This window comes from Shewanella sp. ANA-3, assembly GCF_000203935.1.
Classification (GTDB): domain Bacteria; phylum Pseudomonadota; class Gammaproteobacteria; order Enterobacterales; family Shewanellaceae; genus Shewanella.
In genome coordinates this window covers 4,127,261-4,142,440 of the sequence record NC_008577.1, presented here as the reverse complement: position 1 = coordinate 4,142,440, position 15,180 = coordinate 4,127,261, and the positions used below count along the sequence as shown (strand labels likewise).

The 15,180-nt window shown below is 48.7% G+C and carries 12 protein-coding genes; 3 read left to right on the top strand and 9 right to left on the bottom strand.

Annotation, left to right across the window (positions count from 1 at the left end):
• The first annotated feature begins 94 nt into the window (after positions 1-94).
• From SHEWANA3_RS18085 to SHEWANA3_RS18075, 3 genes are read left to right on the top strand one after another with little or no spacing between them, the layout of a single operon-like run.
• The gene (locus SHEWANA3_RS18085; RefSeq protein ID WP_041412784.1) at positions 95-1,306 is read left to right on the top strand and encodes an efflux RND transporter periplasmic adaptor subunit; all 1,212 of its coding nucleotides are present in this window, start codon (positions 95-97) and stop codon (positions 1,304-1,306) included.
• A 2-nt stretch (positions 1,307-1,308) separates the two neighbouring features.
• Entirely contained in the window at positions 1,309-3,279 is a 1,971-nt protein-coding gene (locus SHEWANA3_RS18080; RefSeq protein WP_011718247.1) for a MacB family efflux pump subunit, read from the top strand.
• A gap of 4 nt (positions 3,280-3,283) precedes the next feature.
• A complete protein-coding gene (locus SHEWANA3_RS18075; RefSeq protein WP_011718246.1) occupies positions 3,284-4,717 on the top strand; it encodes an efflux transporter outer membrane subunit in 1,434 nt (477 codons plus the stop codon).
• 85 nt (positions 4,718-4,802) lie between these two features.
• Here the strand turns inward: SHEWANA3_RS18075 and SHEWANA3_RS18070 are convergent, their stop codons facing one another.
• The 9 genes from SHEWANA3_RS18070 to gshB all read right to left on the bottom strand — a co-directional run bounded on the left by SHEWANA3_RS18070 (position 4,803) and on the right by gshB (position 15,158).
• Positions 4,803-5,927: a site-2 protease family protein gene (locus SHEWANA3_RS18070; RefSeq protein WP_011718245.1), complete on the bottom strand. Its 1,125-nt coding sequence runs from the start codon at positions 5,925-5,927 to the stop codon at positions 4,803-4,805.
• 189 nt (positions 5,928-6,116) lie between these two features.
• Positions 6,117-6,494, bottom strand: coding sequence for a DUF4144 domain-containing protein (locus SHEWANA3_RS18065; RefSeq protein WP_011718244.1), 378 nt, complete (start codon positions 6,492-6,494; stop codon positions 6,117-6,119).
• Positions 6,495-6,721: 227 nt separating this feature from the next.
• On the bottom strand, positions 6,722-8,413 hold the full coding sequence (locus tag SHEWANA3_RS18060) for a FapA family protein (protein WP_011718243.1): 1,692 nt from the start codon (positions 8,411-8,413) through the stop codon (positions 6,722-6,724).
• A 586-nt stretch (positions 8,414-8,999) separates the two neighbouring features.
• Entirely contained in the window at positions 9,000-9,398 is a 399-nt protein-coding gene (locus SHEWANA3_RS18055) for a hypothetical protein (protein ID WP_011718242.1), read from the bottom strand.
• A gap of 132 nt (positions 9,399-9,530) precedes the next feature.
• Positions 9,531-10,295 carry a hypothetical protein gene (locus tag SHEWANA3_RS18050; protein WP_041412781.1) on the bottom strand — a complete coding sequence of 255 codons (765 nt, stop codon included), beginning with the start codon at positions 10,293-10,295 and terminating at the stop codon, positions 9,531-9,533.
• A 147-nt stretch (positions 10,296-10,442) separates the two neighbouring features.
• Entirely contained in the window at positions 10,443-11,012 is a 570-nt protein-coding gene (locus tag SHEWANA3_RS18045; protein WP_011718240.1) for a hypothetical protein, read from the bottom strand.
• Positions 11,013-11,525: 513 nt separating this feature from the next.
• Positions 11,526-12,554 carry a methyltransferase gene (locus SHEWANA3_RS18040; RefSeq protein ID WP_041413148.1) on the bottom strand — a complete coding sequence of 343 codons (1,029 nt, stop codon included), beginning with the start codon at positions 12,552-12,554 and terminating at the stop codon, positions 11,526-11,528.
• A gap of 188 nt (positions 12,555-12,742) precedes the next feature.
• Positions 12,743-14,137, bottom strand: coding sequence for an alkaline phosphatase (locus SHEWANA3_RS18035; protein WP_011718238.1), 1,395 nt, complete (start codon positions 14,135-14,137; stop codon positions 12,743-12,745).
• Positions 14,138-14,210: 73 nt separating this feature from the next.
• On the bottom strand, positions 14,211-15,158 hold the full coding sequence (gshB, locus tag SHEWANA3_RS18030; protein ID WP_011718237.1) for a glutathione synthase: 948 nt from the start codon (positions 15,156-15,158) through the stop codon (positions 14,211-14,213).
• Positions 15,159-15,180 lie beyond the last annotated feature (22 nt).

The window sequence follows — 15,180 nt, the reverse complement described above, 5'->3', positions numbered from 1 at the left end:
TGCGCTGAGCTAACTCTATATACTGACTGCACTATTTTTCCTCCCGCAAGATGTACGCTTGCGCCCACTGGCATTGATGGACACCCAGATTCAGATGAAAAAATCCTCAAAGCGTAAACTGATATTGATCTTAAGCGGCTTAGTCCTCCTCGGGGGCGGCGCTTATTTTCTGCTGCATAAACCCGAGGCGGCCCCAAGCTATGTGACTGAACCCGTTAAGCGTGGCGACATTGAAAACTCGGTACTCGCCAATGGCATGTTGCAGGCCTCCAAGTTGGTGAGTGTGGGCGCGCAAGTTTCGGGGCAAATTCAGAGCCTGCCTGTGGATCTTGGTCAAGAGGTGAAAAAAGGCGACCTTATCGCGCAAATCGACAGCCTTGCGCAGCAAAATAACCTGCAAAATGCGCTGGCCTCCCTTAAAAGTATCAATGCCCAGTACCGCGCTAAACAGGCACAAATTCGTCAGGCAAAACTCGAATACACCCGTCAGCAGGAAATGCTCGCCGATAAGGCCAGCTCCCGCGCCGACTTTGAAACCGCCGAAGCCACGCTGACGGTTTATCAAGCCGAGCTTGAGCAGTTACAGGCGCAAAAACAACAAGCTGAGATTAATGTCGACAGTGCCAGAATCGATTTAGGTTATACCAAGATCACCGCGCCTATGGATGGCACCGTCGTTTACTCTGCCGTTGAAGTGGGCCAAACCGTTAACGCCAATCAAACCACGCCAACCATAGTCGAGATGGCACAGCTCGATACCATGACGGTCAAGGCACAGATCTCCGAGGCGGATATAGTCAATGTGCATCCGGGGCAGGCGGTGTACTTTACGATTCTTGGTCGTCCCAACCATCCTTATCGCGGCACCCTAAGGGCGATTGAACCCGGCCCCACCTCCATGGATGGTGACGATAGCAATATGAGTTCCAGCGATTCGGACGCCATCTACTACCACGGCTTATTCGATGTCGAAAACCCCGACCGTACCCTACGCATTGGCATGACGGCGCAGATCTCGATTGTGCTCGCCAAAGCCGATGATGCGCTGTTAGTGCCATCACAGGTGCTGCGAGCTAAACCGCGGGATAAAGCGGCATCGGCAAGCGATCGCCAATCCCGCGGGCCGCAGTATCAAGTGCCTGTGCTGGTGAATAACCAAGTGCAATATGTGGATGTGACTGTCGGTATTAATAACAAAATCAATGCCGAAATCCTGTCTGGCCTGAACGAAGGCGACCAAGTGGTGCTCGGAATGCCCGCAGACGGTTCGACCATGAAGTTCCGTGGCCCACCAATGAGGTTTTAAGCGTGAGTAAGCCATTACTGGAAGTGTCAGCTTGCTACCGCAGTTTTCAGGCGGGTGAGCAACAACTGACTGTACTCAAAGATATTAATCTTTCCATCGCCCGTGGTGAGATGGTGGCGATTGTCGGCGCCTCGGGTTCGGGTAAGTCGACCCTGATGAATATCTTGGGCTGTTTAGATAAACCCTCAAAGGGCTCGTACTTTATCGATGGCCAAGATACCTCGCAGATGGATGTGGATGAATTGGCAAAGCTGAGGCGCGAGCATTTTGGCTTTATTTTCCAGCGATATCATTTGCTTGGCGATCTCAATGCCGTGGGTAACGTCGAAGTGCCCGCCGTGTATGCGGGGAAAGATCGTCTCGAGCGTCGGGAGCGGGCGGAAAGCTTGTTATCGCGTTTGGGTTTAGGTGAGCGCCTAGACCATAAGCCGAATCAGCTCAGTGGCGGCCAGCAGCAAAGGGTGAGTGTGGCGCGGGCGCTGATGAATGGCGGCGATGTGATCCTCGCCGACGAACCGACGGGCGCCTTAGATAGTCACAGCGGCGAAGAAATGATGCGGCTGTTGCAGGAGCTGCACCGCGAGGGCCAGACCATCATTATCGTGACCCACGATATGCATGTGGCCCAGCATGCCGACCGCATTATCGAGATTAAGGACGGGGTGATTATCAGCGATGAGCCTAATCCCGCCTCCAATATTGCTGCTGCGCCTAAGACCGAAGTGATCCCCGCCAAGACTAAGGCACGCGCCCGCGTGGCGGCATGGGACAGATATGCCGAAGCCCTGAAAATGGCGCTGCTGGCGATGTCGACCCATAGATTGCGCACCTTTTTAACTATGCTCGGGATTATTATCGGTATCGCCTCCGTGGTGTCTGTGGTGGCGCTGGGTGAAGGCTCGCAGCGGGAAATCTTAAAGAGCATTAGTTCGATGGGCACCAATACCATAGACATTCGCCCCGGCTCAGGCTTTGGTGATAGGCGCTCGGCAAGGGTGCGAACTTTGACCGCAAGCGATGCTAATGCACTGAAAAACTTGCCCTATGTCGATAGTGTCACCCCGAGCATTGGCTCGAGTGCGACTGTGCGTTATGGCAATAAGGCGGTCACGGCGACGGTGAATGGCGTAGGGCCTGAGTTCTTCCGCGTTCGAGGCTATGAGCTTGCCCAAGGACAGTTTTGGGACGATGACAGTGTTAATGCGTTAGCCCAAGATGCGGTGATCGACGAGAACACCCGTAAACAGCTGTTCCCTAACAGTAGTGGCGCTATGAATTCTGCCATCGGGGAAGTGATCTTCCTCGGGGATTTGCCGGTGCGGATTATTGGCGTCACTCAGCCTAAGGAAAGCGCCTTTGGTAATAGTGATGCCCTCAATGTGTGGGTGCCTTACACGACGGTTTCTGGCCGTATGGTAGGTAAAAAATACTTAGATGGCATTACCGTGCGACTCGATGAGTCGGTGCCGAGCAATGCGGCGGAGCAGGGCATTATTAGCCTGCTGAAGATGCGCCACGGCACCCAGGATTTCTTCACCATTAACACGGATACCATTCGCCAGAATATCGAGAAAACTACCGCGACCATGACGCTATTAATCTCGGCGATTGCGGTGATTTCACTCGTAGTGGGTGGCATTGGGGTGATGAATATCATGCTAGTGTCGGTGACCGAGCGCACCCGCGAGATTGGGGTTCGCATGGCGGTCGGGGCGCGCCAGAGCGATATTCTGCGGCAGTTTTTAATTGAGGCCGTGTTGGTTTGTCTGTGCGGCGGCGCGCTTGGGGTGGCCTTGGCCTATCTGATTGGCGTGGTGTTTGCCCAAGCGGGAGGCAGTTTCCAGATGATTTATTCGACGACTTCTATTGTTGCCGCCTTCGCCTGCTCTACCTTAATCGGGGTGTTGTTTGGCTTCCTGCCCGCTCGTAATGCGGCGCGTTTAGACCCTGTTGATGCCCTAGCGAGAGAGTAACTGAATGAATAATCGAGTTTTAACGCATCAAAATGAAGTAAGCCGCCGTGTCGGTTCAACGCTTAAGGTCAGCGTGATCGCCATTAGCATAGCGCTGCTCTCGGGTTGTGGCGCGCTGATGCGCTCCGACTTTGAGCCACCTGCTTTACAGGTGCCAGAGCAGTGGCAGCACACCCAAGTAAATGGTCAAGTCAGCCTAGACCCTTGGTGGCAGAAGTTTAATCAACCCGAATTGAATCAGCTGATTAGCCAAGTGCTCAGCAGCAATAATGATCTGACGCTCGCCACCTTAACCTTGCAAAAGGCGCGTTTACAGGCGGGGTTAGCGCGGGATGATCTGTATCCACAGCTCAGCTCCAATAATACGGCGTCTGTGAATAAACCACTGGATGGCGGCAGTTCGAGCAGGGCATTTCAGGCGAACCTGTCGGTAAGCTATGAGGTGGATCTCTGGGGTAAAGTGTCGGCCAATATCGACCAAGCCCAGTGGACGGCGCTGGCAAGTCTCGAAGATAGGGAGAGCACGGCGCAGAGTCTCGTTGCGACGACGGCGTCGCTCTATTGGCAGATTGGCTATTTGCATGAGCGGATTGAACTGAGCAATAAGAGTATTGAACACAGTCGGCAAACGTTGGCGTTAACCCAGCGCCAATATGCCTCGGGCGCCGTGACAGAGCTGAATGTGCTCGAATCCCAACGCAGTTTAGCGGGGCAAGAGGCCTCCCACAGCCAACTGCTGCAACAGTTGGTTGAAGCCGAAAATGCTCTGGCGATCTTACTCAATCGCGCACCGGAGCAAGTGGCGGTTGAGATCAAGCAATTGCCGGACAGTGCGGTGCCTGAGGTTGGTGTCGGTATTCCCGCCGACTTGGTTGGCCGTCGCCCCGATGTGAAGGCGGCCCTGTATCAATTGCGCTCGGCGCTGGCCAGTAAGGATGCGACCTATGCAAGTTACTTCCCAAGCTTGAGTTTGACTGGCAGCGTAGGGGAGTCGACCTCAGAGCTAAAGGAGCTATTGCGTAATCCCGTGGGGAGTTTAGGCGCGGGCTTAGTGCTGCCTTTTTTGCAATGGAATCAAATGCAAATCAACAATGATATTGCCGATATCGACTATCAATCGGCCATAGTGAGCTATCGTAAAACCCTCTACAGCGCCTTCGAGGATGTGGATAATGCCATCTCGGCCAAGCAGCAATATGCCTACCAAGGTGAGAAGCTTGAACTGCAATTTAGCGCCGCCGCCCAGGCCGAAGCCATTTATGAGAGCCAATATCGCCATGGTGCTATCGGCATTCAAAATTGGATCGATGCGCAGGAGAATCGCCGCAGCGCCGAAGCCGCATTGCTGGAGAATCGCTATAACCAATTAACGGCTCAAGCGACACTCTACCAAGCCTTAGGTGGGAGCGATATAGCGCCGCCATTAGCGGATAACTAATTGAATAGTTAATAAATAAAAACCGCGATGCCTAAGGCTATCGCGGTTTTTTATTATCTCGCTTTTATCTTAATGCGAGTCGTAATTAGCTGCGCAGAATATGCAGTGGCAGGCTTAACATATCATCGCCCGTGCCCGCTAAGTGCCAGATAATACCGACTAGGGCGGCAACGGTGACCAGATACCAAATGGTCGAGAAAATCTGCCCATATCTATCTAGCGGCAATAGGTGGCTTTGATGGCGGGTACGCCACTCGAACACTATCTCTAAGCTACCGATAAGCAATAGGAAACCGAGCAGGGCAAGGCCCAAGGTATAGCTGATATACACCCCAAAGGCGGCGCCAATCACACAGGCGATTAAGCCCATGATGCTGTTCATCGAGAAGCTAATGCTCTTTAAAATATGGCCGCCATCGAGGGGTAAAATCGGCAATAAATTAAACAGGTTAAGTAGCGCGTTAAAGGCCGCAAGCCCCGCAAAGAAGACATTGTCCGTCATGTGGTAAGCGATAAGCGAGCCTATCGACATCAACAGGCCGAAGGTTGGCCCCATAATCGAGATGACCACATCCTGCCAGCGGGTGTTAATCTTTTCATCGCTCAGCGCGAGTCCGCCCATAAAGGGGATGAGATATATCCCTTTGGTTTTCATCCCAAAATATTTCATCGCGCGGATATGGCCGTATTCGTGGAAGACCAAACAGGCGATAAGCGCCAAGGCAAATTGGAAGGAAAATAGCCAAGAATAGGCCGCTACACTCGCACCTGCGAGCACCACTTTAATCACTTTGGCACTCTTGAGCAGCTTAAAGCCGAGGGAGGCTAAGCCGACAAAACTGATTTTTTGTGGATTAGTCACGGGGACTTCTGGGGTTTGACGCTCGATATCTTTCTCGGTGCGAGTGCCTTGGGCAATCACTTCCTCATCGACTAACAGGCGGTAATCGAATCGAAACGGCTGCCAAACCACGTCGGTCTCGAGGCGTACTTGGATTTTGTGTTCTAAAACCTGTGTTTCGCCGGTATCGCTGGCCAATTGGCTCTGGTGCTGGGTGAGTTCAAATTCATGGACTTTGAGGCCGCCATTTTCGACCGATGCGGCTTTTTGTGAGACTAAGGTGTTGTCCCAAAAGAGTTGTTGCCAACCTGCGAGTGAGCCTTCCAAACGCAGCGATTTGCCTAAGCAGTCAATCTTAAGTAGTTCCAATTTAGGGTCCGTTTGTATGTGTATCCGAATGATGCCCAGCGATAATTTGGCATATAAATATCAATCGCTTTGGGCAAAACGGCCTGAGCCGTGTATGACAAATTATGCCTGTGAAATGTGACTGAGGATATTAGCTTTTAGGATCATCTTAATTTTTATTGTGATCGCTCGCGATTTCTTTGAGTTGGGTTAGTCATCTAAGCTGCGAACGATTTCCATCCCTTGGGCCAAGGTGGTGAAGGCTAACTTGGCGACGCAGCACTGGCCTATGGCATTGGCGTGCTTTTGTACCCATTTGATAAAGTCGGTAAGCGGCAATTTTTGCTCTTGTTTGAGTAGCTTAGGTAGCTCGCCTATGGGATCTTCATGAATGGTGCTTGGGGTGGCGCGGATCAGATATTGGTTACCGAGACTGTCGAGTAATAAATCCGTGTCGACAAATTGATGCTGATACAGGCAGGCAAGTTCTAACCAATCCCGTTGATGGGCGAGGTAGAGTAGTTCGTCATTTTGAGTGAGTTTGACTACCGCAGGCCATTCAATGTCTGCCATTTTCACTTGAGTCATGCGCAATCCCGTAGGCTTTTTATGTGCTTAGCCTTTTAGCCGACAGAGTCTGTGCTAAAGGGCTGTATTGAGATCAGTATGCCACCGACCTAGGCGAAGATGAAAGGCGTTGGGGGATTTTCTCTGGCAAGTCTGCGTAAATGGGGGCTCACGATGAGTGGCAAAGCATTCACGCTAAGAGTTCACTCAATGGAATGAACCCTTAGCGGGTGTTGATGATTGCCCCGTTAATGGCTTGCCGCTTGCGCCTTAGGTTTGGCGTTGTAATCGAAGTTAATCTCTTGATTCAGATTGGTGATTGAGCAAGTACCGTGTTCGCGGGTGGTTCTGTGATTGGCTTGACCAATATGGAACTCGGCATTGAGGAACACATGCTTAATCACATCGATACGGTACTTGTCGTAATAGGTTTCGACTTCTTGCTTGAGGCTATCGAACTCTAATTCTTCGCGAGAACGTTCAGCTAAGATGCGATTCTTTTCATCGAGCATCATCTTGATCTGTTCGATCATGATAGGGTCGCTCTGCCATTCGGATTTCGGCGGCAGTTTCTTCAGGCGAGCCTCGATATCCAGCGTCGCCACCACCATTGCATGCACGCTCTCCTCAAGCTGCTTGAGATTTTGTTTGAGTTCGCCCTGTTCCATGGCGCAGTACACTTCGGTTTTGGTGCCCGCAGTTGCGCCTATCACGACGGCGGTGAGGCCCTTTTCGGCATGCACGACACCACCCACTAAGTCACCACGGCGGCCACTCTGATCGCTAACTGTGAGCGTGCCTGCGGTTTTGGTATTACTGTGGAGTAATTGCTTAGTGATCAGAATATTACCCTTGGCTGTTAACTGGGAATATTGCACGAACTGGGCGCTGATCTGCCCCTGAGCGGTGATATTGGTGGAGAACTCATTCACTCTGACTTGGCGACCAATCACGCCCTTGCTCACCGTAATATCGCCATCGGCTTCAAGGGTTGCCGAATCGACAAAGCCCATCACGGTAATATCGCCTGAACTTTTAACCATCATGCCTTCGTGTACATCGCCCGTGATTAAAATACTGCCTTTAAAGTTGATATGGCCGGTACTGATATCCACATCTTTAAGCTGCAACACATCGTCGACATTCATGCCTGTACGGGTTTCAACGGGTTGGCCTGCCACTGTGGCGATGAGTTTATTGGGATCTTTCGGGTGGAAGTCGGTACCAGTACCGGGTTGTAATACCAGATCTTTCCCCGGTTTTTGCTTAAGGACTTCGCCTTTAATGTTGTAGCCGGGAGACCCTTCGGTCGCGGGATGCTTAATCATTAGCAGATCGTTGGGCTTAACCATGATCATCGCCCCGAGATTACGCATATCCACAGTGCCGTCTTCCCGCTCCTGCGGCTGCAATAGGCGTTCACGGGCGATGGAGACTTTACGCTCCAGCACCGCATTTTGACCATTGATCGCGGCCTTACCTTGAGCGATTTCACTCTGGCAGCTTTCACCCGGTTTTAACTTGGTCATTTTTTGCAGCAAGGTTTGGATCTTAAGCTTACTTAAGCCCATGCAAACATTGTCTTTTTTAAGCTGCGTGAGGATTTCGGGTAAATCGACGGCTTTACCTCCCCAAGGGGCGGTTAAGATCATGGTAGCTTGCATTTTATCTTGGCTGAGCTCGATTTTTACGCTGCCATCGCGGCGCTCTGCCAATACGGCAAATAGCTCGTATTTACCATCTTCTTGATGGCATAGGGAATTGGTTTGCGCGATAACTTTATCTATCGCAGGCTCGAGGGGGAATAGGGTGGCGAACTCTGGCACGGACAATAAACGCATAACATCATCACGGGTAATGGGACCGTGCTCATTCGGAATTAAGCGTAATTCCGCCTTGGTTTTATCGCTGCTTAGCTCAAGAAGTTCAGGGGCCAACATAGAGCACTTCCTATCCATTTGTTTTATTTTTGTTTTAGTAGCTAACCTGAGTATAACAGTAGAAACTTTGCTCAAAGAAGCCTTTTCGGCATGAAAAGGTGTAAATGTTGGCGTTTTGTTGCTTTTAGTCTATGTGTTGATTTTTAAATAGATTTTTATCTGAGTTATAGGCGGTAACTTAGTGTTATCTTTGGTTTTTTGCCTGTGCTCCAGCATGAGCCTAAAGCTGCGCAATTTTTGTGTTTAACAAAAAATTAAACTTTACAACGCTGCCCCGTATGTTAGGGACAACACCACAGGGGTAAAACCTTCGATAATTTAGCGCTTACTGCATTTGATAGCGTTCACAAAACCATAAAAATCTTATCTAGAGAGCCGCTAGTGCTCGGCTTGGGAGTACAACTTTATTGTGGTGTTCTTAAGGGGATAAGGTTTCTATCCAGATGGGGGCGGCGCGTTAAAATCTTCGAGTAATCTAACTTAGAGGTAAAGTGGGCTAGGTACTTTGCTTCCATTCGTGGGGTTAGCATTAAATCGCAGGGTCAGGATTCAAAATTCTATGGTTTAACATTTGATTACCTCTTTTCTATTCTTGTGTTACACCCCCATGAGTCAGTTCAAATAGGGGGGCTTTATTGCTTGGCCATGTCGGTTTTTCTATGGGGGACTCAAAAGTTGTCAGCCAAACTTCAAGCTCACCGGAGCCTGCCAAACACCCCATGTAGGAGAAACACATGCCGCTATCTATCATGTTATTGGCAAATTTAATTGCCTCTTCAAGAGAGCCTTCTTCCTTGTTATGGCTGAAGGTTTCATCGTCCCACACCCAGTTAATAGGTGCTCCATCTTCATCACAAGCAAGGTATCTTACGTTCTTATAACCGTCGCTTGCTGCTGTTAATGAATCCAGAAAGGTTTCTCTGATTTCTGAGAATCTATTTTTGAATTCTTCAATGCCGATATTTTTACTAATAATGTGCTTCATAGCCGCCTTAGATGTTAACGCCTAATTAAAGTGTGAGGCACGCAATAACAATACTACTGCATACCACCTTAATCACTGAAACCAACGCATAGTAAAAATTCCACGTGTTGCGAATCAATCTTAAACAGTTTGTTATGTGCCTTTTCCCGCATACTGTTCATTTACGATGTCCTTGGCGGACTCTACTGCTTCGGCAACATTATCAAATGATTGTTTATAGAAGTAGAAAAAAGCAACACCAAATTTGGCTAACTCGATGAAAATATAGTTATTTGTCGAGTGAAAGAAATGAAAATCTTTGTTTTTGGTATGGATTACACAGAGAGAGTTAAGCCTATCCGCCTTAGATTTTACGCTTAAAACGTTTAAAGCAGAACGAAGGTTTGAGAAAACCTTTGCAGGACTAGTTCCCATTGGTCCTTGGAACATAGCAATTGGCATTTTACCTATATAAGGAATGTAATCAGCACCTTTTGCTTTGTTTAAATTTCGCCGAAGATCAAGAACCTGAAACTTATACTCTAGAGTCTCTAACCACAATATGACTAGATCTAAAGTTTCTTGGGGAAACTCTTGATGACGAACATCTATTCTTTCAAATTCATGTTTTAAATGCCGTTCCAATAAGCCAAGGAGATTTGAATTACAATCTTTGCATGCTGGCAGCGTGGTTTTATTGTAAGTTTGCGAAATACCGTTAGTAGTTGTTTCAAAAGTACGCTTTGTACAGCGATTATAAACCCACTGGGGTATAACGTGCTCTTTGGTCAATTGCTCGTGAGAACCACAAATAATGCAAATTTCTGCCGAATGATTTGCAATGATTGCATCAGTGACTTTCTTCTTATTTGCTCTAATTTTCTTTCGAAGATGAACTAACTTCAACTGAATGCTCATTTTAAAAAACTCCTGACTGCCCCTAGCACATAACGCCCAATTAAGGTGTGAAGCACGCGACCACGACACTAAATTTGACCACCGTAGACACTAAACTTAACCCAAACCAAAAATGCCAAGCGTGCTGAATCACTCTTAAATTGTTTGTTAGGCAAATTGCTCCGTAATTTTCGAATCAACCTTGCGAGTTTGTTCAGCAACATGAGCATACAACTCATTGATTAAACTAAATAGCTCCTCGAAACTATGCGACCATGGCGCTGAGTACTTGCTAGTTGGCACAAACACTTCTGAGATGTTTTCGTGTTTGACAAAATAGACCTCGGCCTGCTCACAAGCTGAATTATCTGCATGAGCGATATAAGTATTTCTCATTTTGTACACATGGTCATGAAGCTTTAGCAGATCAGGAGCAGATTTGTATACTCGCTTTGAATCTAAAGATAACCCTCGTACAGCGCCACTAGCAAAACATTTACTGTAAGTAATCACAAAGGCTTTATATAAATGACTAGACAAGTCTTCATGATTTCTCATTGAGTTAAGTATTTCGTGACATTCTCTTATATCAGCAAGTATTAGTTGAAGTGATGCTCTTCGTTTCGCAATATGACCTGAAACTTCAGATAAATCACAAGCTTTCCCATCAAAATATGCTCTGTAATCTATCTCTGTTGAACCCTCTAGAGCAATAATTTCGTACTTAAATTCTGACATAGTTCATCCATTTGCCTAACATTTTATTCATGCGCATGCGCGTTTTTCAAACCTATTAACTAAAAGTCTGCTACTATAGTCAATTGATTTTATAGCGTTTTATTTGTTACAAATCGAGTTAATGCGCACTGATATTCTCTTCAAATCATTCAAAAAATACCTCAATTTAAATATGACTGTATACCCATACATTGTTAGTCGATTTATAGCAGGGCCAAACATAGGCAAATAGATAAGAATTGTATGGCAGCAGAGTGGGAATTTTCGATTGAGCTAACGAGCCGAAGCATGGAATGGAGCATTAGCTTTTAAGTCAGATGAACAGTTCAATGGTAATAACTGCTATTTAAGAGATGGCTGCGTTAACTTGTTTGTGGGGGTATTTTTGATTTCAAAATGGGCGTATTTGATAGGGACGGCGTTATCTTCGTCATTCTTAACGAGCCTTTATTCCTTAGTGCATCCTAGAGTCAAATTAAGGATGCCCCACTCACAATTGAGTGGGGCGAAAGATTAGGCCTGTTGGAAGGAATAGAGTTTGTACTTGTTGTTCTCTGCTGGCACGGTTAATTGGCCGAACTCGGCGGCGATGGTGTCCGAATAGGGTAGGTGGCGGTTAGTGACGATTTGCCAAATCCCTTTAGATTGTAATTGCTTGGCGCTATCGGCGACAAATCTTTGGGCAATGCTGGTCGTGCTGGCAAGGCCATCGTGGAACGGGGGATTGGAGATAATACCGTCGAATTTTCCACTGGTTTGCGCCAGTCCATCGGAGGGATAGACCTTGGCCGTCATGCCGTTTGCCGCCAGCGTAAGTTCGCAGGAGGCCAGCGCCATGGCATTGATATCAATACATTCTAGCGACAGTGTCGGTTGTGCCTTTAACAGCGCAGCGGCAATCACACCGGCGCCGCAGCCAAAATCCAGTACTCGCCCAGAGAGCGTTGGTAGATGCGACAGTAATAACTCTGTGCCTTGGTCTAAATGCTTCTCGCTGAACACGCCGACTAAGTTGCAGATGGTGATATTGCCCTGCGGAGTGGAGAGTTGATACTGGCTAGTCCAATCGCTGAGTTTAATCTCGGGTGCAGTATCGATTAGGCTGCTGCCGAAGAGTAGGCAATGGCGCGCGTTATCGAGTTTGACGCCGGTGGCAAAGTATTTCGGCAACAGTTTGACTAAGGATTTAACCCCGCCTTTGTTCTCACCCACGACTAAGAGTTGACCATCTGCTACTAAATGCTGAGCGGCCAGATTAAACAAGTAAGGGGCTAACGGCTTAGCCTTAGGAAAGTACACAATTACAGTGTCGTACTTATCCTGGTGGGGCAGTTGATGGCCAAAATAGCAGCGCAGTTTGGCATTAGCCTGCGGCGCTAAATGCAGGTAATGGTGATAATCCAAGGCGAGGGCATCGACGGACTGGGCGACATCGAGCAGTGCTTTGGGCAATGAGTCTGCCTCATGGTTTAGCACTAAGACTCTATGTTGGCTCAGGGTTTCCTGATTGCGGATAATGACTTGCGATGGATTCGTTAACACTGCATGGCTACCGTAAAAAATAAGTGCGGGCATTATACCCCTTATTCGGCTGCGAGCCAGCCTGCATGCCGCCGACTGAAGGGATGTAGCAAAACAGCGCTCACTAGAATGGTGTGGAATGAAAGCCAATAAAAAAAGGCAACAGTGTTAACACGGTTGCCTTTCATCTATTAGCTAATCGCAGCAAATTAGCTCTGAGACTGCACTGGTGCTAGTTCTGGTGCTGGAGCGGGAGTCGATACCTGTGCGGTGGCTTTTGGCTTTTTAGGCTTAGGTAACAGGCTAAAAATCTTATTGGCGATATCTGTGTTGTCTTGATGACCGTTAAACAACTCAGAGGCTGGGCCTGCGGCAAAAACTTGCACATCAGTCCCCGTGTGGCCGCCGGTTGTCCAACCCGTATCTGTACGTTTATCAATCACATGGCGAATCGCAACGGCCATGGTTTCTAAGCCCTGCATTCTGGCAACATTTAACTTAGTCACTTCTTCTTCGGTCAATTCAAAGCCTAGCCCGCGGGATAGGTCTGCTTGCCAAGTATCACCGCCAAGAGCGGCTTGAGCTAAGGTATCTGAGCTTGCCGAGATATTACGTAGGATCTCTGGATTCCAGTTGTAGTTGCCATCGGCACCAATCGATAACCCGCCAGTATTATGGTCGGCGGTGATCACCATTAAGGTATCAGGGTTTTGGCGTACGAATTGCTCGACGACTTCAATTGCATTGGCAAATTCATCCATTTCGCCCATGGCGGCGGCGATATCATTGTTGTGTCCCGCCCAGTCGATAAGGCTACCTTCGACCAGCAGCACAAAGCCTTGCTCATTTTGCGACAGTAAACTGAGGGCTTTTTGAGTCAAGGTGCTGAGTTTTTTAGCATCTTTTTCATCAATAGCCCAAGGCAGTTGCACCTCGGCAAACAAACCCAAGACCTTTGGCTGGGTAATGCTGGCCAGATCGTCAAAGCGGGTAATGTGTTGATAACCCTTGGCGGTGAACTGGGCTAACAGCTCTGGAGGAAAGTACTTTTGCCCGCCACCTAAAAACACATCGGCGTTGGTTTCAAGATAACTTAATGCCAGTGCGTCGTAGTTTTTACGGCTCTCGTTATGGGATAAAAAGGCCGCTGGCGTGGCATGGTTGATTTGCGACGTGACCGCCACACCCGTGCTCAAGCCTAAGGTTTTGGCCTTTTCAAAAATGGTAGGTAGTGGCTGTTTTTGGGTATCGACCGAGATGGCGCCGTTATAGGATTTGACTCCTGTCGCGAGGGCAGTCGCGGCGGCGGCCGAGTCGGTGACATAACCACTGACGCTGGCGGGATAAGTGCTCGCCATGCCAACCAATAAGCGGTCGAAGACGGTTTGTTCGACTTCTTCGGTATCTGGATTGTCCTTGTAATAACGATAGGCGCTGGTATAGGAAGGCCCCATGCCGTCGCCAATCATGATCACAATATTTTTCGGGCGTGAGGGGGCTTTTACTGGGCCAGTCTCATTCGCTCCCGCTTCGACTGCCAATGCAGAGTTGGAGAGCCATAAACTCATACCAAGCAATAACAGTGGCGCTTTGGTGAAACTCATATCAGATCCCTAGAAGTCGTAGGCGCTCTGTGGGCGCCTTCAATGAATAATATTATCTTGTAGGTGTACAAGCTTACTGGGCAAGACGGGCTTCGATGGCATCGAACAGCATGCCAGTAATGTCCACATCGAATGCCGCTTGGATTTCACGGATACAGGTTGGGCTAGTGACGTTAATCTCGGTCAGCTTGTCACCAATCACATCCAGACCCACAAAAATTAGGCCGCGTTTTTTCAGCTCTGGGCCAATGGCGCGGGCGATTTTCCAATCTGATTCCGATAACGGCTGAGCAACACCGCTGCCGCCTGCGGCCAAGTTACCGCGGGTTTCGCCTTTTTTCGGAATACGCGCTAAAGCGTAGGGCACGGGCTCACCGTCCACCACCAGAATACGCTTGTCGCCCTTAGTGATTTCAGGAATAAAAGCCTGCGCCATGGCGTATTGGTTGCCGTATTGGGTCAAGGTTTCGATGATCACCCCAAGGTTAGGATCGTCCTGCTTCACGCGGAAAATCGAGGTGCCGCCCATGCCGTCTAATGGCTTGAGGATAATGTCGCCCTTGGCTTGGTGGAACGCGCGGATGCGATTAGCATCGCGGGTCACTATGGTCTCTGGCGTAAATTCGCTAAACCATGCGGTGAATAGCTTCTCGTTGGCATCGCGCAAGCTTTGCGGTTTATTCACAATCAGCACGCCTTGCTCTTCGGCGCGCTCTAGCATGTAAGTGGCGTAGATAAATTCGGTATCGAACGGTGGGTCTTTACGCATTAACACCACGTTCAGCTCGCTCAGCGGCGTGTCTTGGGCGTCGCCCAGTTCGAACCATTTATTGGCATCGTTGATGACCTTTAATGGACGCATATTGCCCATGGCAACACCGTTGACCATGGCGAGGTCGGCCATTTCCATATAAAACAGTTGGTAACCCCTTTCCTGCGCCGCCATTAGCATGGCAAAACTGGAGTCTTTCTTAATGTTGATCTCACTGATGGGGTCCATCACTATGCCGAGTTTTATCATTAATCTGTTCCTTATTGATTGC